Origin of the sequence: Aquimarina rhodophyticola (assembly GCF_042434915.1) — a bacterium.
In the GTDB taxonomy this organism is placed as follows: Bacteria; Bacteroidota; Bacteroidia; order Flavobacteriales; family Flavobacteriaceae; genus Aquimarina.
Genome location: NZ_CP170198.1, coordinates 876135 through 895062, shown reverse-complemented (window position 1 = coordinate 895062; position 18928 = coordinate 876135). Strand labels below are relative to the sequence as shown.

Below are 18928 nucleotides of genomic sequence, written 5' to 3'. Positions count from 1 at the left end.
GCGGCAACTTTCCAAGCAGTAGTAGCAAGGGCTTAACAAAACTGTTTTATTTTTATAGCAGGCTACAGTTATCGAGAGTAGGTCATATATAATCCTGAGACGTTTACCTAAAAAATTGCCATTGTAACGCTATATCCCCTCAAGTGAAGGGGGTTACTCCCTTACCCTATTAGATCTAAGAATGGTTTTACTATTTCTAAGTATTATTTTGACTACTATTAACCCATTAAACTACTCTTATTTGCAGTATTTTAGGACAAATACCCCATATCCTCATGCCTATGTGCCAAACTTTTAGGGTCATCAGGCCTTAAATGATGACCTTAATCTATTAAAGTAACAGCTCGAACTAGTATACTACTGCTTCGAGCTGGTTTTCAACTCCATCTCTTTCTTCCAACTATACAATACTGGGACTATAAAATACGAAGTAATATCTATTACCATTCCTCCAAAAATAGGAATAGCCATCGGGATCATTATATCGCTTCCTTTACCTGTTGAGGTTAATACGGGCAATAATGCCAAAATTGTAGTTACAGTTGTCATAAGACACGGGCGTATTCTTTTTTGCGCAGCCTTTAATGTTGCCTGTCTTATCTGTCGTATGTCACGTGGTTGTTCACGCTCAAAAGTTTGTGTTAGATAAGTAGCCATTACAACACCATCATCGGTTGCGATACCAAATAATGCAATAAATCCTACCCAAACCGCGACACTCAAATTAATCGTTCTTATATTAAAGAGTTCCCGCATATTCTCGCCAAACAGAGTAAAATTAAGAAACCAATCTTGTCCATACAGCCAAATCATGATAAATCCCCCAGCAAAGGCTACAGTAATTCCGGTAAACACCATAAGCGATGTTGATACCGATTTAAATTGAAAATAAAGAATCAAAAATATGATCGTCAAGGCTAAAGGTATTACTACGAGCAATGTTTTCTCTGCCCGAACTTGATGCTCATACGATCCCGTAAATTGATAGCTTATGCCTTTGGGGATTGTAAGGTCACCCGATTTTATCTTTTCTGCAAGCAAAGCTTGCACCGTTTCAACAACTGTTATTTCTGCAAAGCCGTCTATTTTATCAAACAACACATACCCTACCAAAAACGTATCTTCACTTTTGATAATTTGTGGTCCTTGTTCGTAACGAATCTCTACAAGCTCTCCCAAACGTATCTGACTCCCATTTTGAACTGGGACATATATATTTTTAAGCGCATCGGGTGTATTACGTAATTCTCTTGGATACCGTACTCGCACTCCATAACGTTCACGACCTTCTACGGTTTGGGTTAGAACTCTACCCCCTACGGCAATTTCTAAAATTTCTTGGACATCATTAATAGCTAAGCCATATCGAGCTAATTGATTTCTTTTTATATCGATTAGTAAATAGGGTTTTCCTACGATTCGATCTGCAAATACTGCCTCTTTTTTTACACCTTCGGCTTGCTTTACAATATTTTCTAACTGTAATCCAAAAGCTTCAATTTGATCCAAGTTTTGTCCTTTGACCTTGATCCCCATGGGGGCTCGCATCCCTGTTTGTAACATTATCAACCTGGTCTCAATGGGCTGTAATTTGGGAGCAGAGGTTACGCCTGGTAATTTTGTAACGCTTATAATTTGGTTCCAGATATCGTTAGGATTTTTAATTTTTGGTCGCCAATTGCGATAGAATTCACCCTCATCATCAACAATCAAATCGGTAGATTTTAGTTCAAATGGATTTTTCAATTTTGACTTGTCGTAGTCCAAAATATTTACCCTAGTGGCTATGTTTGGATTGTTACTATATCCCCCATCCTTCAGCACAAACAATCCATCTTTATTAATTTTATACCGCTGTTTTTTACCTTCTGCATTCAACATATATTCTGATTTATATTGAATAATATTTTCATACATAGATAATGGTGCAGGATCCAGTGCCGAGGATGTACGCCCTGCTTTTCCAACAACTGTTTCAATTTCTGGTAAGGTCGCTACTGCCATATCCAACTGTTGCAATACACGCTTGTTTTCTTGGACGCCCGCATGTGGCATCGATGTTGGCATTAGTAAAAAAGAACCTTCATTAAGGGAGGGCATAAATTCTTTGGCTGTAGTTCGCATAATAATTACTCCCAGTACTACGAGTAGGATTGGTATGCTTATAAATGCAGCTTTGTATTGTAAAGCCCACTTCAAAATTTGACTGTAGTACCGTCGTAAAAGTGAAAAAATGCCTAACAGTCCAAAACAAATCAATGCTACAAAAATTAGATTCATTAATAAACTACGGTCCACCCCAAGAGGTCGCCAATAGGCTCCTAACATCCCAACAATAGCAAACGCCAAAATTATGCTGTGAAGCAGGTTTATTTGCTTTCGCGAAAGCAAACTTTTTAAGCGTAGTATTCCTGTAATCCCAAATAGAATAAGAATACTTGCTATCCAATAATCGTAAAAAGTACCTACAATACCTATAAGAATTAAGCTAGCATTGATACTATATGTGTAGTGGGGTTTTAGGGTTCTTTTTCTAAATATAAAAGCAGCTATTGGCGGAATCAAAAAGAGTGCTATGACAAGGGATGCCGAGAGTGCCATGGTTTTGGTAAATGCTAAGGGTCTGAAGAGTTTTCCTTCGGCTCCAATCATAGTAAATACAGGAATAAAACTTATAATGGTAGTTAACACGGCCGTAAGGATTGCGCCCGAAACTTCGGCAGTAGCTTTGTATATAATCTCGTTTGTAGTTAAAGTAGGGTCTCTATCGGGATCCTCTAGGTGCCTAATCATATTTTCTGCCAAAATAACACCTACATCAACCATGGTTCCAATAGCAATGGCAATACCAGAGAGTGCGACAATATTTGCATCTACATTAAATAGTTTCATTGCTATAAAGATCATTAATACTGCTACTGGCAATAGTCCCGCAATGAGGATCGAAGCTCTTACATTTACTACCATGATGATAATCACCAACATCGTGATAAGTATCTCTAGGGTTAGTGCCTCATCAAGTGTAGCTAATGTTTCATTTATTAGCACCGTACGATCATAAAAAGGTACAATGGTGAGCTGTGATAATCGACCGTCCTTAAGGGTTTTGGATGGCAACCCACCTTTTATCGCTTCAATTTTATTTTTTACATTATTTATTACTTCCATAGGATTGGCTCCATAGCGAGCAACGACTACCCCCCCTACAACTTCTGCTCCTTCTTTATCGAGTATACCGCGCCTAGCAGCGGGACCTAAAACTACATTGGCAACATCCTTGATTCTTAGTGATGTATAGTTTGTTGATTTGATAACAGCATCCTCTATGGCTGCAATCGATTTGAAGTATCCTAAGCCTCGTACCAAATATTCGGCTTGGTTAATTTCTAATGTTTGAGCACCTATGTCTTTATTGTTTTCTTTGACTGCGCTTACGATATCACCAAGCTTTATTTTGTATTGACGCATTAACTCAGGATTCACATCTACCTGATATTCTTGCACATACCCTCCTATCGACGCTACTTCTGATACTCCACTAGCACTTGATAATCCATACTTTACGTAGTAATCCTGCAGGCTACGTAACTCATGCAGATCCCACCCTCCTGTAACATTACCTTGTGTATCTCTACCTTCTAAGGTATACCAAAATACCTGCCCTAATCCCGTAGCATCTGGTCCTAAAGAAGGTTTAATACCTTGTGGAAGAAGGTTTGCGGGTAGCGAATTTAACTTTTCAAGAATACGGCTACGTGACCAGTAAAATTCAATATCCTCTTCAAAAATGATATAGATACTTGAAAATCCAAACATAGAGGAGCTTCGAATAGTTTTTACTCCGGGAATACCCAATAATGAGGTGGTTAATGGATAAGTGATTTGATCTTCTATGTCTTGAGGAGATTGACCCTCCCATTGTGTAAAGACTATTTGTTGATTTTCCCCTATATCTGGTATCGCATCCACAGCGATGGGGTTTGATGGTAAAAAACCTGTATCCCAACCAAAAGGAGCATGTACAATACCCCAACCGATACTTATAAAAAGGATCAAGAAAGCTACAAGTTTATTTTCTATTAAAAATTTGATGGTTCTATTAAGCATAGAATATAGTAGTTACATGTTAAAAGACGTTTTGCGAGGTGTTACCCAGTAATTGTCTAAAAAATATATCCGAAGAGTAAAGATATGTAAATGGACTAGAGAATGAACTAGTTGTAATATCAAATAATAAAGCTCTGATGCAACAGGTATAAATCTTGTAACACCCATGTTTGCCGATAATCAGGTTTTGGTAACACTAGGGTATCTTTGACATCAAAAAGAAGCGTATACGAGTATAAAAATGAAGCGACAAAAACTTGAGATACAAAGGTGGTTGAATCCCAAGAGTTTTTTAGTTCGTCCTGCCCCTTTACCGTTAATTGAGTATCAGAGCAACATGATTTTTTAGAGATTAATGGAAACTTGCAATCTGCAGTATTTAGTACCTTATCCATTCCACAAGATTTGGTTTGTTGAATGAATGAGAAATCAACCATTGTAGTGCCACAAAAGTGCATATCGACCGTAAACGACATGGTAGTAAGTACCACTATACATGCCATAAACGCAGCCATAAACTTGAAGACAATCTGTTTCATTGATAGCAAAGCTACAAATTTTTGTGAAAGCAAGATAAAATTTAACGCATGCTATAGTGCCTAAATATTGGCGTTATGCATACATCCTAAGTTATGGATTAAGAGCATCCTGCTTGAGGTAACAGTTTAGGCTAAAAAAATTATGAATCAAAACTAAATCTTTTAGTTATATTTCGCATATCTAAGAAGATAGATACTAGTTAATCCTAATCACTAACTCTTCTATATGGAAGAACGCATACTTAAATCTAAAGATGTGCTAGCGCATCTTTATCAAGAAAATATTTTACCCGTTTTAGAACATCGGATTAAAAGTCATGATGCTATTATTTCGGACATTCTAAAGTTACAAACCAAACAGCGTTCCATAAACTATAGTAGTACCGAAAAAAACCGTGCACTTGCTGATCTAACAGCCTATAAAAAAGATATATCAGCACTTATTAATGCATATTTTGTTCCGAATAAGTATACCCCTTCCAATCATCCACTTACTACTTATTATGTTGCACTTGAGCGCTATCTTGACAGTTTGGATGAAACCATAATTAAAATTCAAGACAGGGATCGTTTCTACCCAACTACCACCGACACCAAGGCTATACGATTCAAAAAATATGGCAAGCGACTTCTTTTTAAACTAAGTAAGTCTCCCGTTCGTTTCACAAATTTTTTTAGACGATTATTTAAAAAAGAAGAAAGGCCTATCCCCTATTGGACACATACTATACCATACAAAAACCTTACACAGTACTATTTTAAGTCCGAACTTACTCGTAAGCTCTTACCAATTATAGATAGCCTATATAAAGAGATTACGGTACTTACCAATGTTTGCTGGTCTATCGATACTGCCTATGATAAAAAAATAAATGCCTATCTAGAGGGTGCCGATGATTTTGATATGTCTGATACGGGAAGTGCACCATCAGAAGTCATTATAGCTGCTAGTGATAAGATTACTCAACTTAGTCAACAAATCGATGTGGTTTTTAATGAGATTTTTGAAGAGTATAATGATGCCATTGACAAATGCGATACCATTGAGCTATCAAGAAGTGAATTCTCGGATCAACGAATCCTAGAAAAACAAAAGCATACTGTACAGTTACTTTTAAAAAATGAACAACGATGGGATGCAACCCACGAGTTATTAAATGATGACTGGGGACTGGATAATGAAATATATATCATAGTATTTACTTTGTTGTCTACTTATTTTCATACTAAGCAGCGTATTGCCGAGCGTGCTGTAACTATTAATTTACATCTGGATACCCTTATTAGTAATCTTACTATTTCAAAAAACGCGATTATTACAACCGATAAGGATACGGTGCTTAAAACGGTTATTGCAAAGGAACTTCAAGCCATACGTAAAGATTTTATTCCCAAAATTATTGTTGGCGCTACCACTTATATTACGTCACAAGATGTACCCGAAGTGCTAACCACCTTTGATGAAACGGTGCAAGCATTATTAAAAGATATTTCTCATAAGCGAGCTATTAGCACTACAGCAGATTACTTAACCCCCACAAAGCTATCCGAGATTAATTATACCTCACCTTATGAGTTGATTAACTACGAAAGTTGGCCACTTTTTTCTAAAATTATCAATACAGCCAAGGTTGATATGTCACTTAGTATTGAAGAGGCTATAGAAACGATCGAAGCTTTGGGGCAGACCATAGAGTTTAACTTAGAATCTGCATTAACTTTATTTGACACCGCGTCTTTGCAAGATAATCCAGAAACTATAGCGGTCGATGGAATCCAAAGAAGTATTGATAAAATTACTGCGCTTAAGCAATCGATTTTGGACTGGGAAACCTCTAATCATACAATTTTGTATCCTGGCGTCGATGGTTTTATTAAACGTAGTGTAGCGCTAACAGAAACCGAAAATATCTATAACATTAGGCTTACCATTGCCAAAGCCAAATCTGTAGAAAAGAGTAAAGCTATTAAACAAAAGGTTGTAAATACAGTTATAAACTTTGTTCCCATAGCTATTACAAAATTGCGCACAACATGGCTCAAAACTAAGGACAAGACCCAAAGTTTTTTATTGCGTACAGGACTTTATAAACCTGCTACCAATATTACAAAAGACCTTTCGGATTTTTTGAAAGAAGAAAAACAAGCTTTAGAACAATTACCGTTTATTTACAAGCGACTATTTCACTTAGATACCGTAACTAGTGAAGATCTTTTTGTGGGGAGATCGCATGATTTAGCGCTTTTAAATACAGCATATACCTCCTGGCAGCGTACTCGTTTTTCTTCGGTTATTATTTATGGTGAGCGTGGCGCTGGTAAAACCTCCTTACTCGATTTCTTCATTAATTCGATTCCCAAAACTACCAAAACGATCATAGCATCTCCCATAGACGCATTATATAGCAGTGAGGCATTATTTGAGTTTCTAAACTCTGTTTTTGCACAAGAGCTTTACACTTTTGAGGATTGGGTTAGTTATTTAAACTCTGGTAGTAAAAAAGTTATTGTTCTAGAAAATATTCAATATTTATATGTGAGAAAAGTGAAAGGTTTTGAAGCCTTACATCAAATTTCAGAACTGATGTATGCAACTCAAAAGTCAGTATTTTGGATACTCACCTGTGCAAAATATTCTTATCAGTTTTTAGACAAAGCTATTCAATTATCAGAACGCTTCTCTTATCGTATCGATATAGACGGAATTGATACCGATACAATGACACAAGCCTTACTTAAACGACATAAAAAAAGTGGATATGATCTTATGTTTGAAGAACCCCCTAGAGAGTACCTTACCAAAAAAATAAATAAAGCATCCAACGAAGAAAAACAACGGTTACTCAAAGAAGATTTCTTTAAAGACCTTACCAAAATTGCTAGAAGTAATTTTAAAATAGCTTTCACCTATTGGCTACGTTCTACGACAACCGTCTCGGGCAACGTGATTACACTTCGCTCCTTAAAAAGTATTGATGTAACATTTCTTGAAAAGTTAGCCCCAAATAAACTCTTTATGTTACATGCTATATTGTTGCAAGAAAAAGTAACGCTTGATACCCTCGTAAGCTTATCGGGTTTTGACAAACAAAAAACACATCGAATAGTAAACTCCTTATATGAAAATGGTTTATTAACATTGGATAAAGAAAGCTACTATAATATCAATACACTATTGTACCGCCAGATAACCAACTTATTAAAGAGTAAAAACTTTATACATTAAAATTTATGTTTAAAAAAGCAACAATTTTTCTACTCTACGTATTCTGCAACCTTGGCCTTGGCTTTGCACAGCAGGCGGCACCTACCCAAAAAGACAGTACGATACGCATTGATACTTTAAAGGTTATCCAAGTTGAACAAGCGAGTGAAGAAATTACTAAAAAGGTAGAAAATGAAGTAATTGACAAATTGACTCCGCCCCCAATATGGGAACTCTTTTCCTTCAGTAAAATTTTTTGGGCATTATTACTTATCATTACAGGGTATCTTCTCATTCGATTTATTGTTACTGTTTTAGAACGGTTTGCCGAGAAGTTTACTACACAACGTATCACAATTAAAGGATTAATCCCGATTGTAAAAATCTTTGGATGGATCTTTATTATGGTTCTTATCATTATAGGCGTTTTTAGACCTCCAGCAGCTACAGTGATTGCTGTTATGGCCTCACTAGGTATAGCTATAGGATTTGCAGCTCAAGATATTTTAAAAAATATTTTTGGAGGTGTCATGATTTTACTAGATCGCCCCTTTAAGGTGGGAGATAAAATCGAAGTTGGAACCTTTTATGGAGAAGTTGTAGAGATAGGCCTTAGATCTATTAGAATTATAACCCCCGATGATTCTCTAGTGAGTATTCCTAATGGTGAATTAATGAATAAATCTGTGTCCAATGCCAACAATGGTGAAGCAAACTGTCAGGTCGTTGCCGAAGTTTACCTTCCGATCACTATTAACACAAACCGTGTGAGACAAGTGGCTATAGAATCGGCACAAGTATCTAAGTATATTTATTTAAATAAACCTATTGCGGTTTTATTTTTTAATGAAGTAAAAGAAAATAGATCGTATCTAAAAATGCGATTAAAGGCCTATGTAGTTGACATACGGTATGAATTTGCTTTTAAAAGTGATATGACAGAGATTGTGATGAAGCAATTGCTAGAAGAAAAATTAATGGACCCAAAAGATTTGAACTAAAGTATAACAATATGATCGCTAATCGGTAAAATCTTCTTTTATTGTATCAGAGTGCATAACTACATTATCTGCGGGTAACACTTCACCTAATGTTGTTTCTTTGTCCATAATTTGAATACCTTTTTGCATAACCAAAGAATTGGGAAGGGTTATATTTTCACCTTTGTCAGTTCGCATAAAAAAATAAAAACCTGTAATATCCTCAACAATACCTGTCCAATCAAAATCTTTATCCAAAATTTTAACTCTATCCCCGATACGTACCGGATGGTTAAAAAATAAAATTACACTCGAGGTTAAGTTGGATAGTATAGACCATTGAGCAAAAAAACCAACCCCGAGAACTGCCAGAATTGAAGATATAAAAACCGAAAATTGTTTAATATCCATACCCCAAATAATCGCCAAAAATGCTCCTGTGATGATATATGTCAATAAATAGGCGAGATTAAAAATCACCTTTCTGCGGTTCACCTCAATAGCACGAACAAAAGAAAATTTTCTAATTGCTCTTTTTGCTATCACGATTATCGTTATCGAGAGACATATAAGTATGAATGTATACAGTAATTCCTTTTTATAAACCAATAAATCCATAGTAATCCTTTTTATTGCAAAAATAAATCATATTTGGTGAATTAAAAGCGCAAAACGAGCAATATAAGATTCTTTGCATACAAATTATAGCGTTCCACAAACCATAACGATTTCACTAGTTATAGACTACAAAAAGATAAACTATCGGTATCTATAATTTTTTAAAACCGAATTTAAACAAGTATACCTTTTTTGCATTAAATCTATTGAATGAATGTAATCCCACATTAATCACGAATGAGCTACAGTTAAATAGTGATTGCATCCATTATTATAAAGCACTTTAAATTGAAGAATACTAATATTTTAAGTGCCTCATTTGTTATACATTGAAAAAATTACGGGTTTGCTATTTAGCATTTTATCTTCATACAAAATAAGACTGATCAATTGTAAAATAATGTTTTGTCCAAATTTTGATTAAACTTAATATCAGTGCTAATTTCTTCAACCCAAGAATCTGTAAGAACCTTGGCATTCCAATCAGATTTTGTATATTTTCGATAGGTTGTTAACAAAATACCATCTATTTTTTCATAGCTAACACGCATTAATATAGGATCTAATACATTTTTGGATACCACAGTAAATAAAAACTGATCTACAAGATGAGTCTCTTGGTTTATATATAATTGATAGGTATCAGAAGATACGGAATCCCCAATGTTAAAAGTAATCTTTACTATATCATACATAGTATGCATTATAGTATCTTGCCCTAAGTAATCATAACGAATACCAGGATCTAACAATTTTTGCATCATAGCAAACCAATAAAAATTAGTTTTACGGGTAAAGGCTGCACTCTTAGTTATAGTACTATCTCTTATCTCTTTTGCATCTATCTTAACCCAAAAATGTTTTCCGTTATATCCTTGCTCCATTGTATCCGCTAAAAAGGGTAATGTTCTTTGGTGTTTTATATATTTTCCATGTGATAGTTCGCCATCAAAAATATAGGATTCAATAGATACATCTTCTTTTTTATCGGGTGTACGATATGTATATTTGAAAACAACATCTTTTAGATCTAATAAATCTTGATAATTACCTACCTCTTGTGTCATTTTGTACACTAGTTCGTGTCCTTTATTTTGAAAATCTATTTTTTGACTATCTACACTTTTTGTACTTTCTTTCGTTGTAGCATCTTTATTTCCGCAGGCTATCAAAAACATGCTTGCACTCACAAAAATTAATTTTTTATAATTCATCATTTATTTATTTTACTATAGATAACTAGTTGTAACATGTGTTACAGCCACCGCTTATGATTGGAACCCGTTAATTTATGAGTACACTTTAAAACGCTCATTTTATAAAAATTTAAAGCATAAAGCTGATAGTGTATCGTCTAAGTTTCAAGGGTAAAGCTTCTGTGTCTATAAGGGTATTTTAATACTACTATATTGATAAAAATATAAGAACTATTAGATTATAGAGCTAATTAAAACACTAAGAATTTATTGTAAAATTGCTAGTACGCTGCTATCAATACCATAGATAAACCTTTCGCATTAGCGAAAGGTTTATAATCTTACGATCAACTCCAACTATAAAGTTTCAACGTTTTCTTTGGACCATGCAAACTTTTTAAATCCGTCATCTACGGGAGTGTTAGCAATATGGTTTACGTAGTTACTAATAGTTTTTTGGGAAAGTCCTAAAATAATTTCCAACACATGATTCTCTTCATATCCAGCTGCATAAAAGGTATTTAAATCTTCTTGTGTTACGTGTCCACGATTACGAACAATTTTTAAGGTCATAGTACGCAGCGCCTCTAATTTAGGATTCTCGAGAGGAGCTTCGTTTCGCAAAGCATTAGTTATCGCTTCATCTACTTTCATCATATTGGCTATACCAGTATGTGCAGGTACACAATAATGACATGCATGTTCAACGTTAATGGTTTGCCATACAACTGTCAATTCATCATTATCAAAAGATGTTTGTGTAAATAGTTCGTGTAATGCTTGATAAGCTTCCAAAACTTTTGGTGCACCAGCTAATACTCCATGCAAACCCGGAATCATTCCGTACGCTTTTTGAGAGTTTTCTAATAATGCCTTGCCCCCTTCTGGAGCTGTCTCGATAGTATGAATTTTTAATGTAGTCATAACTTATATTTGTAATGTTATAAACTAAACAATCGTTTAGTTATTAATTAAAAAAAATGATTAAATATTCTTGAAGGTCATTTCGATAAAATCTTCAATTTCTTCTTTATTATTTACTCGTGTTGCTGCAGCCAAACCATGTTTTGCTAAAACCAAAAAATTAGCTTGCCTACCAATTATTTCTTCACTTTTTGAGGTGTTCATTCTTAACTTTTCAATAAATAATGTTTTAAGATTATTCATAAAAGTAGTCACTTGGCTATGTATTATCGAATCTTCTTTATTAGAAAATTCATAATATGTATTAGTTAATAAACAACCTTTTTGATTGCCCTCTTGATCACAAACTTTTACAGAGTCATAAAAAAACTGTTTAATATCCTCTACTCCCTTTGTGCCACTTCTTAACTTATCAAACATTTCTTTTCTTTTGGCTTTATAATTTTTCAAACTTTCTAAAAATAAGCCCTGTTTGTTACCAAAACTCGCATAAATTGAAAATTTATTAATCCCCATTTCTTTTTCTAGCATTTGCATGGATGTATTTTCATACCCCTTATACCAAAACACATGCATTGCTTTGTTTATTACATCCTCTTCTATGTATTGCTTTTTTCTCGCCATAAATACAAAGCAAAACTAACCAATCATTTAGAAATAAAAAATCTTTTAACAAATTCTTATAATGTAGCTTATAAAACTATTATACATCATATAATCTTAACAGAGCCATGCAAGTAAGACGCGGTTTTATATGCATACAATATGCATCTATACTTGTTCGACTAACTTTTTGTTACGATTTGTCTTGACGATATAATTCTTCAAAATCTTGCGCTAAACTTTTGATCAAAAAAAGCTTTCTATACTCGTCAATAAGCTATATAAACCTTATGTTTGTTAGTGTATCCAGAATCGTTTAAATAGATAATAATACCAGCCGGTTCTATAAAGATCGAGATAACTAACTTAATTAATACACTAGCTATTTAGTATAAAAATCTATTTGAGCTGACCAAATTATAGTGAAGATTGTATGAAACACAAAAATTTTAACCTACAAGGATTAATTAGCTATTGCATGGCGCTATTGATAAGTTTAAACTATGCCTGTGATCAAACAACTAATAAAAATACGGTTTCTATTAGTGATGAAGAAGAAGTAAAAACCTCCCAAGAGGACAAACAAGAGAATTTTCAAATAGCTGACAAATTATTTTTTAAAGCAGATGGTAGCGAGCCAGGTTGGTCGATTGAGATTAATAAAAAGGCAGACCATTTATATTACAAGCTTCAATTAGACAATGGTAATCTTGTCAAAGAAGGAAATGCAACTTTACAAAGATTAGATAAGTCAAATTATCTAAACTTAGTTTTAGTAAATGAACTTGAAACTATTGATAGTAAGATCAACTTAACAGAGTGCTTTGATAATGCAGGAAATTCTCGTCATAGTTCTATTGTATTGAGGTACAAACAACAATCGTACAATGGCTGCGGGACTTTCTTTATGGATACAGGGTTATATAATGAATTGCGTACATCAAATACTATTGACTATTACATTTGCTACAAAAACAATCAAAATGAAAATCAAAAAATTTGGATCGGTTTTAATAAAGAAGATATTGCGCTAAAAGTAAAATATAAAGGACAAGCTCAAGGTATTGTCCTAGAGTATAACAGCTCAGAATATATAGAAGGAGGAGCTCATCCTACATTGATAAAATATTACAACGAAATTTATGGAGGAAAAATTAACGGTGTTTACAAAACAATACATTCGGGTAACTGGGATTATGTCGAATATCAAAGAGGTAAAGACTCAGCAAACTTTAACTTTACTATTGACCATGAGCTACATCCCTATAGCAAACATCCATGTTTCTAAAAGTAAAAAAATTAGCTGCTAGCAAGTTTTATATTTATATATCTAGTTCGTGTTTTAAGACTCTACTCGCCAAGGTGGGTTAAGTCGATTATCTCCTCCATAAAATAAAATCAGTTGATTTCCGTCAACATCTTTTAGTTTGGCTTCTCGCCATAGCCAATTTTGATCAGTTGGTTCTAGATCAAATCGAATTCCTTTTTGTTTAACCTCCTCAACTTTTTTATCAAGATCTTTACACTCAAAATATACATAGATTCCATCACCTTTTGGTAATTCGTCCGTTTGATGTATTGAAAAGGTTGAGTTTCCATCTGGGCATTGAAATCGCGCATAATGTGGAAGAGCGTTTACAATCAATTTAAGCCCTAATTTTTCATAAAAAGGAACCGATTTTGTCAAATCCAAAGATGGAACTGTTATTTGATTTAAATTCATAGGTTATTAAGTTACTAGTTGTAACACAGCATCTCTTGTGTAATTCGTTTTACTAGATAACTACAAACTGTTGTTCGAGTACCTTTCAGCTTTTATTATTTTTTTATAAATCTATGGACAATTGATCTATTTTCAAAGCGTATAAAGTATACTCCTTTGGATAAATTAGATATATCTAATTCAAAATTATCAGCAATAGCAACCGTTTTAATAAATTGACCATTGATATTAAATATTTGAATGTTATCGGCTTTTTCGTCGTTTAATTGGAATGTTATAAAATCTGATGATGGATTTGGATAAATCGATAGTACCTTATCATTTGGTAAACTATCTACACTGACTGTGCTTTTATCTAGGGTTATGGTTTGTAATAAATTATTATACCCTGTTGCTGCTTCCCATGTATTTTGATTTGCAAATTGGATACTATAATCAGAATTTGTTGCTAAATTATCTTCTTTATCAGGCATCCAAAGGTATAGTTGAAATGTACCTGTTATACCTAAATCAAAATTTTGAGTAATTGAAACCGAAGTTTCCCATGTTCTAATATCAGTATCGATTATGGCAGTTGTAATTTCATCGTTTACAGTATTCTTTAAAAGTAAATATACATTTCTTTCTTTAAATGGTCTGGCGTAACCTACATTGGAAATATTTAAAGTTATGTCAAAATTGTTATTATCAACTGTTATTGTTGATGAGTTTAAAACAAATCGATATCCCATATTTTTTACAATCTCCTCGTAATCACCTGATGCAATTGCTTGCGTCCAGAAGGGAGTATAATAATCTCTGTTTATGGTTGTCCAGTTGGTCAAATTCAATTCATTCATTGCATTGGGAGCTTTTGTTCTAAAACCATTATCGCACGTGTTCAATCCATTAGTCTCACCGGTCATTGGTACATACTTGGTCTCATTAGCAATGTAGTTAAAATCAACTGTTCCCACCGGACTCTCGCACTGCGAAGACACACTGTAGGTTCCCTGATCCCCGTAATCATTTAGGAAAGCGTCATTATAAAATCCAATTCTCGCGTTTTGGGTATCCTGATAAGCAGTCTGTTCATTTAATTGTGTGGTACCGTACATTGTTGTTTTGATAGCTGCATACCGAACCTGTATCGGAACTTCTATGGGCAATGCTGTCAACATTGCGTCTATAATTTCTTTACGATTAGCCCATTGATCTTGAGAGATACTACCATCAGTCCCAAATTCTGTAGAATTTGTATAATACCATTCACCCCAAGTACCAATAAAGCCAGCTTGGACAGAAAAAACAACGTCTTTGTTTGTATGTAGTAATGGCGAAAGCTGAGAAATATGCGTCAAAATTTGAGATTTAATTGGCTGCTGTGGTGTCGTACCTCTAGCATTAGAATACGAAAATCTTGCAATAACTTTGAGACCGGCGGTTCTAATATTATCAAAATCACCTTGAATATTTTCTAAATAAGTTTTATTAATATTCCTGTTTAAAAATGAATCTAAAAGAAAATAACGATAAACAACAGTCACTTTATCTGTACTAGTTTTCCAATTAGACAAGGTTGCTACAGATAGGTTACTATAGTTAGGAGTTGATGCATAGTTACTAGATGTAATAGAATATTTTTGTAAACCCCGCTCAGGGTTTGCTATAATATCTGTGGATGCTGTATAGTTAATAGACTGGCCTAATAATAAAGTATGACTCATTAAGAGAAATATTACTATTATTAACTTTTTTTGGAGGGTACGCTTCATCATACTTATTTTAATGATGTACAACGCACTTACAAACAGTTTATTGCGTGATCGAGCAACCAATTTCGAAAATTCAAATCCAATAAAAAGGTCGGCGAGGGCACTTGTATGTTGCTCACTGCTTATAGCTTAATTAAGAAAATTATAGTACTTACCTACTAAAAGTCTCGAGTATGTTATGTACCCGAGATTTTTTTTATTTGTGTATTATAAGTGAATTTGAGACTTTTTATTCAAAACATTTTATATACTATACAGTTTATTGCTTTTGAAATTTATGAACAACTTTGCCATCATCAGTCAAAATTGAAATCATATACATACCTTGTTCTAAGTGGGCTATGTTCAACTTCTCTGTAGATGAATTAATTTTACTATTTATTAGTAATTTACCATTTAGATCATAAACTTTTATCTCCTTGGCTTGGGATATTAATGATGATGATAAATTAAGAAACTCATGGGTAGGGTTAGGATATATCAATCCAGCTTTAGCTAGCTCACTTATATCATCTTCATCTGATTCGGATACATTAAAATTAGTGCTATTTACATTAAAAAATATATTATCGGCCGCTTTCACCATTATTCGACCCATCGAAGTTGCGGTATTAGGTAACGTAATAACCTCAGAGCCATCATTAGGAGTACTCTCCTTGAGGATAATATCAAAAGTTTTGCCACCATTTATAGAATAAAGTATTGTCACATTTTGACAATTAACTGGAGGTATGTTGGTGTTAGCTACATCCCATTCAAGTGAAATATCGCTAAAACCTTTATACTCGCTTTCGGTAAAAGATGTAGACACTACAAAAGGACCTGCAGTCTCTGTAGATGAAAAGGACACTAAGCCATTGGTCATACCCCCTACATTATCCCTTACAGTAACTACAAAATTTAAATCTCTAGTTTTAAAAGGAAGCACCTCTAAATTGGAGTCTAAATTACCTGCTAAAACATCATCCATTTTTGGAAAATATCTAGTGTTTTCGTTGGTTGGGGGAAAGCTTCTAAACAAAGGACCATCACCTTCAAACAAGAGTTCTCTTTCGGCTTCTTGAGTAGCTAACATGGTATTGATATAATTTTCGTCACTAAAAGGAGGTCCTGCTGCTTCCATATCTTCTCTCGTAAACCAACCAGTTTCATCGATAACAAAACCTTTTAAATGCTCCTGCTTTTTGGCTTGGTCAAACTGTTCCCAACAGTACGTTATAAGAGTATTATTATCTGCATCTGCACCATTTGCAGTTAATGCGAAGGGCGTATTTATTGGAATTACAAAGCCTCCTTCCTTTACTTCTACAGTAGGTGCTGTATTTTCTGTATTTATAAGTACTGCGGTCGTAGGTATGTTTTTATCAATGTAACGTAACATTGCATGAATAGAGATAGCATTAAAGTAGTGACCAGCTTCTTCCAAGCTAACTACACTTGCATATCCACAAAACCCAGCATAGCTCATTATGGTACTACCACTACCTAATTCATAAGCGTCTCGTATAGTAAAAGAGCTATAAGTTGGCTGGAGCAGAATAGTACCTGCACATTTACCGGTAAATGTATGAAGCGCCTCAAAAAGGTGAGCAATTTCGTGAGCTACATATGGAACCGAATAATTGAGTCCTAGGCTCTTAGTTGAAGGATTAAAATCAGTCATGGTGGCAGCCTTCAACTGTCTACCCACATGACCTGTTGCTGATATTCCTCCCATTTTTTTCCCTGTAAAGGTAAACAGAATGCCTAAATCATAATTATCAAAACCAATTACATCATCTATATGTTCTTGATTAAACGTACGCAATTGCGAAGATGTCTTAGGAATGGCGCTATAAGGGTCGTTTGCTTTTGTGTATATAAGCTTGTCATTATTATCGACTAACTCAAATGTAATAGCGGCATCGTTTTCAAAAATAGCACTAATCGCATCTAAGGTTGTTATAATCGAAGTCATAGCCTTTGTTTTTCCTCCATAAAGCGCTGTGAATTCGCCCGTTGCAGCTATTGCAATTCGGTATTTCTTCATCTTATCACCTAGCGACCTTTTCGTAAAAACAGTGTTTGAACTTTTAGAGCCTGAAGCCTTTATATTAGTTTTTTTTATAGACTGGGCTCCGTCAATTGTACAAGAGGGTGCCTCAGAGTTATTTACTTTTAAGTAATCTCGTTGATAATAACTAACATATTTTGTACTCTTAGAAGTCATGGGTTCTATTAGAATAGTTCCGTCTTTAGAGTAAATGATAGCATTCATTTCACTAGGAGTGATGGTGAAACGCACAGTGGCTCCTTTGGCATTAAAGCCTTTATATGTTTTTATCTCTGGGTATTTTTCTTGAAGACCTTTAGACATAATACCTGATGGTTTCACGGTGAATATCATCTCTTTTCCATTAGGGTCTAAAAATGACATTTGAGATTCTGTCTTTTGAGGTGCTTTTTCCAAAAATGTTGTCAATATTGTTTGGTTTAATTCGCTGGTGTACGTTTTAATTCCACTCCATTTACTGTCAAGCTTTTGGTTGTTGCTAGATTGTTTCCATATTTTGGTCTGTTGAGCGCTTAAAACTATAGGCACTAGCCATAGTATAAAAAATAATTGCGTAATGTAGTTAGTTTTCATGTAGTTGGGTATAAATGATATGTTTAAAATCTTGAACAAGATACTCTTTTTTTATTCATAGCGTTCCGTACTATAATATCAACATAGACTGTAGTACAATCAAATAAATTAAAATAAAAAACAGATAAAACTGATTCATAAGTAATTAATAACTATTCGATATACGAAGAAGTGTCCTTGTACACTACTCTCACGAACGTTCAAAGTGAGTGTATCCACCTCTTTTAGATTATTGTACAATTACTTAAAACAACATACTCCAACCAAAATTAGCTACAGGGCGAAGAGGTTTTTGGGGAATACCTTCTTGATTTGTATATCGCTCTCTTGTACGAAACAAAAAACAGCTTGATCAGGAGATAAAGTTTATTGAATCTAAGATTTTATCATTGTTAAAGAAAGACTGAAGTGAACCAGAGAATTAGTTATCATACATAAATAGCAAATGACCAGGTTTATTATAACGTATAATCATATAGATACTGGTGACCATCATATCAAACAATGGATCAAATATAGGGTCCTGAGCAAGTTATTTAAAAGCTATTGAAATATTGATAATCCAATCAGAATTATCAACATTCTAACAGCCAACCATTAACAATATGAAATAATTAAAAAAATAAAAATTAATTGTAAGGAACTAGGCTAGT

Annotated in this window: 12 protein-coding genes; 3 read left to right on the top strand and 9 right to left on the bottom strand. The window is 34.1% G+C overall.

The window, feature by feature from the left end; all coding sequences use genetic code 11:
* Positions 1 to 357: 357 nt before the first annotated feature.
* Positions 358 to 4107 (bottom strand): efflux RND transporter permease subunit, encoded by a 3750-nt coding sequence (locus ACE939_RS03750; RefSeq protein ID WP_378187438.1) that lies wholly within the window; start codon positions 4105 to 4107, stop codon positions 358 to 360.
* Positions 4108 to 4226: 119 nt separating this feature from the next.
* Complete coding sequence (locus ACE939_RS03745; protein ID WP_378187437.1) at positions 4227 to 4646, bottom strand: hypothetical protein; 420 nt, start codon at positions 4644 to 4646, stop codon at positions 4227 to 4229.
* Between the two features lie 226 nt (positions 4647 to 4872).
* Here ACE939_RS03745 and ACE939_RS03740 point away from each other — a divergent pair, with 226 nt between their 5' ends.
* Both ACE939_RS03740 and ACE939_RS03735 read left to right on the top strand, forming a co-directional pair.
* Positions 4873 to 7872: a DnaA ATPase domain-containing protein gene (locus tag ACE939_RS03740; RefSeq protein ID WP_378187436.1), complete on the top strand. Its 3000-nt coding sequence runs from the start codon at positions 4873 to 4875 to the stop codon at positions 7870 to 7872.
* Between the two features lie 5 nt (positions 7873 to 7877).
* On the top strand, positions 7878 to 8852 hold the full coding sequence (locus ACE939_RS03735) for a mechanosensitive ion channel family protein (protein ID WP_378187435.1): 975 nt from the start codon (positions 7878 to 7880) through the stop codon (positions 8850 to 8852).
* A gap of 18 nt (positions 8853 to 8870) precedes the next feature.
* On the opposite strand, the gene ACE939_RS03730 is transcribed toward ACE939_RS03735, so the two are convergent.
* From ACE939_RS03730 to ACE939_RS03715, 4 genes are all read right to left on the bottom strand, one after another.
* A complete protein-coding gene (locus ACE939_RS03730; protein WP_378187434.1) occupies positions 8871 to 9449 on the bottom strand; it encodes a mechanosensitive ion channel domain-containing protein in 579 nt (192 codons plus the stop codon).
* Between the two features lie 386 nt (positions 9450 to 9835).
* Positions 9836 to 10663, bottom strand: coding sequence for a hypothetical protein (locus ACE939_RS03725; RefSeq protein ID WP_378187433.1), 828 nt, complete (start codon positions 10661 to 10663; stop codon positions 9836 to 9838).
* Positions 10664 to 11002: 339 nt separating this feature from the next.
* Positions 11003 to 11569 (bottom strand): carboxymuconolactone decarboxylase family protein, encoded by a 567-nt coding sequence (locus ACE939_RS03720; protein ID WP_378187432.1) that lies wholly within the window; start codon positions 11567 to 11569, stop codon positions 11003 to 11005.
* A 60-nt stretch (positions 11570 to 11629) separates the two neighbouring features.
* A complete protein-coding gene (locus tag ACE939_RS03715) occupies positions 11630 to 12193 on the bottom strand; it encodes a TetR/AcrR family transcriptional regulator (RefSeq protein WP_378187431.1) in 564 nt (187 codons plus the stop codon).
* 412 nt (positions 12194 to 12605) lie between these two features.
* Here ACE939_RS03715 and ACE939_RS03710 point away from each other — a divergent pair, with 412 nt between their 5' ends.
* Positions 12606 to 13460: a hypothetical protein gene (locus ACE939_RS03710; RefSeq protein WP_378187430.1), complete on the top strand. Its 855-nt coding sequence runs from the start codon at positions 12606 to 12608 to the stop codon at positions 13458 to 13460.
* Positions 13461 to 13514: 54 nt separating this feature from the next.
* Here the strand turns inward: ACE939_RS03710 and ACE939_RS03705 are convergent, their stop codons facing one another.
* From ACE939_RS03705 to ACE939_RS03695, 3 genes are all read right to left on the bottom strand, one after another.
* A complete protein-coding gene (locus ACE939_RS03705; RefSeq protein ID WP_378187429.1) occupies positions 13515 to 13895 on the bottom strand; it encodes a VOC family protein in 381 nt (126 codons plus the stop codon).
* 95 nt (positions 13896 to 13990) lie between these two features.
* The gene (locus ACE939_RS03700; protein ID WP_378187428.1) at positions 13991 to 15601 is read right to left on the bottom strand and encodes a DUF4832 domain-containing protein; all 1611 of its coding nucleotides are present in this window, start codon (positions 15599 to 15601) and stop codon (positions 13991 to 13993) included.
* Between the two features lie 307 nt (positions 15602 to 15908).
* Positions 15909 to 18275 (bottom strand): zinc-dependent metalloprotease, encoded by a 2367-nt coding sequence (locus ACE939_RS03695; protein ID WP_378187427.1) that lies wholly within the window; start codon positions 18273 to 18275, stop codon positions 15909 to 15911.
* Positions 18276 to 18928 lie beyond the last annotated feature (653 nt).

What these genes read in the sequence shown, in the direction of transcription:
- ACE939_RS03750 (WP_378187438.1), bottom strand. Translation starts at nt 4,107, where the DNA reads ATGCTTAATAGAACCATCAAATTTTTAATAGAAAATAAACTTGTAGCT.
- ACE939_RS03745 (WP_378187437.1), bottom strand. Translation starts at nt 4,646, where the DNA reads ATGAAACAGATTGTCTTCAAGTTTATGGCTGCGTTTATGGCATGTATA.
- ACE939_RS03740 (WP_378187436.1), top strand. Translation starts at nt 4,873, where the DNA reads ATGGAAGAACGCATACTTAAATCTAAAGATGTGCTAGCGCATCTTTAT.
- ACE939_RS03735 (WP_378187435.1), top strand. Translation starts at nt 7,878, where the DNA reads ATGTTTAAAAAAGCAACAATTTTTCTACTCTACGTATTCTGCAACCTT.
- ACE939_RS03730 (WP_378187434.1), bottom strand. Translation starts at nt 9,449, where the DNA reads ATGGATTTATTGGTTTATAAAAAGGAATTACTGTATACATTCATACTT.
- ACE939_RS03725 (WP_378187433.1), bottom strand. Translation starts at nt 10,663, where the DNA reads ATGAATTATAAAAAATTAATTTTTGTGAGTGCAAGCATGTTTTTGATA.
- ACE939_RS03720 (WP_378187432.1), bottom strand. Translation starts at nt 11,569, where the DNA reads ATGACTACATTAAAAATTCATACTATCGAGACAGCTCCAGAAGGGGGC.
- ACE939_RS03715 (WP_378187431.1), bottom strand. Translation starts at nt 12,193, where the DNA reads ATGGCGAGAAAAAAGCAATACATAGAAGAGGATGTAATAAACAAAGCA.
- ACE939_RS03710 (WP_378187430.1), top strand. Translation starts at nt 12,606, where the DNA reads ATGAAACACAAAAATTTTAACCTACAAGGATTAATTAGCTATTGCATG.
- ACE939_RS03705 (WP_378187429.1), bottom strand. Translation starts at nt 13,895, where the DNA reads ATGAATTTAAATCAAATAACAGTTCCATCTTTGGATTTGACAAAATCG.
- ACE939_RS03700 (WP_378187428.1), bottom strand. Translation starts at nt 15,601, where the DNA reads ATGAGTCATACTTTATTATTAGGCCAGTCTATTAACTATACAGCATCC.
- ACE939_RS03695 (WP_378187427.1), bottom strand. Translation starts at nt 18,275, where the DNA reads ATGAAAACTAACTACATTACGCAATTATTTTTTATACTATGGCTAGTG.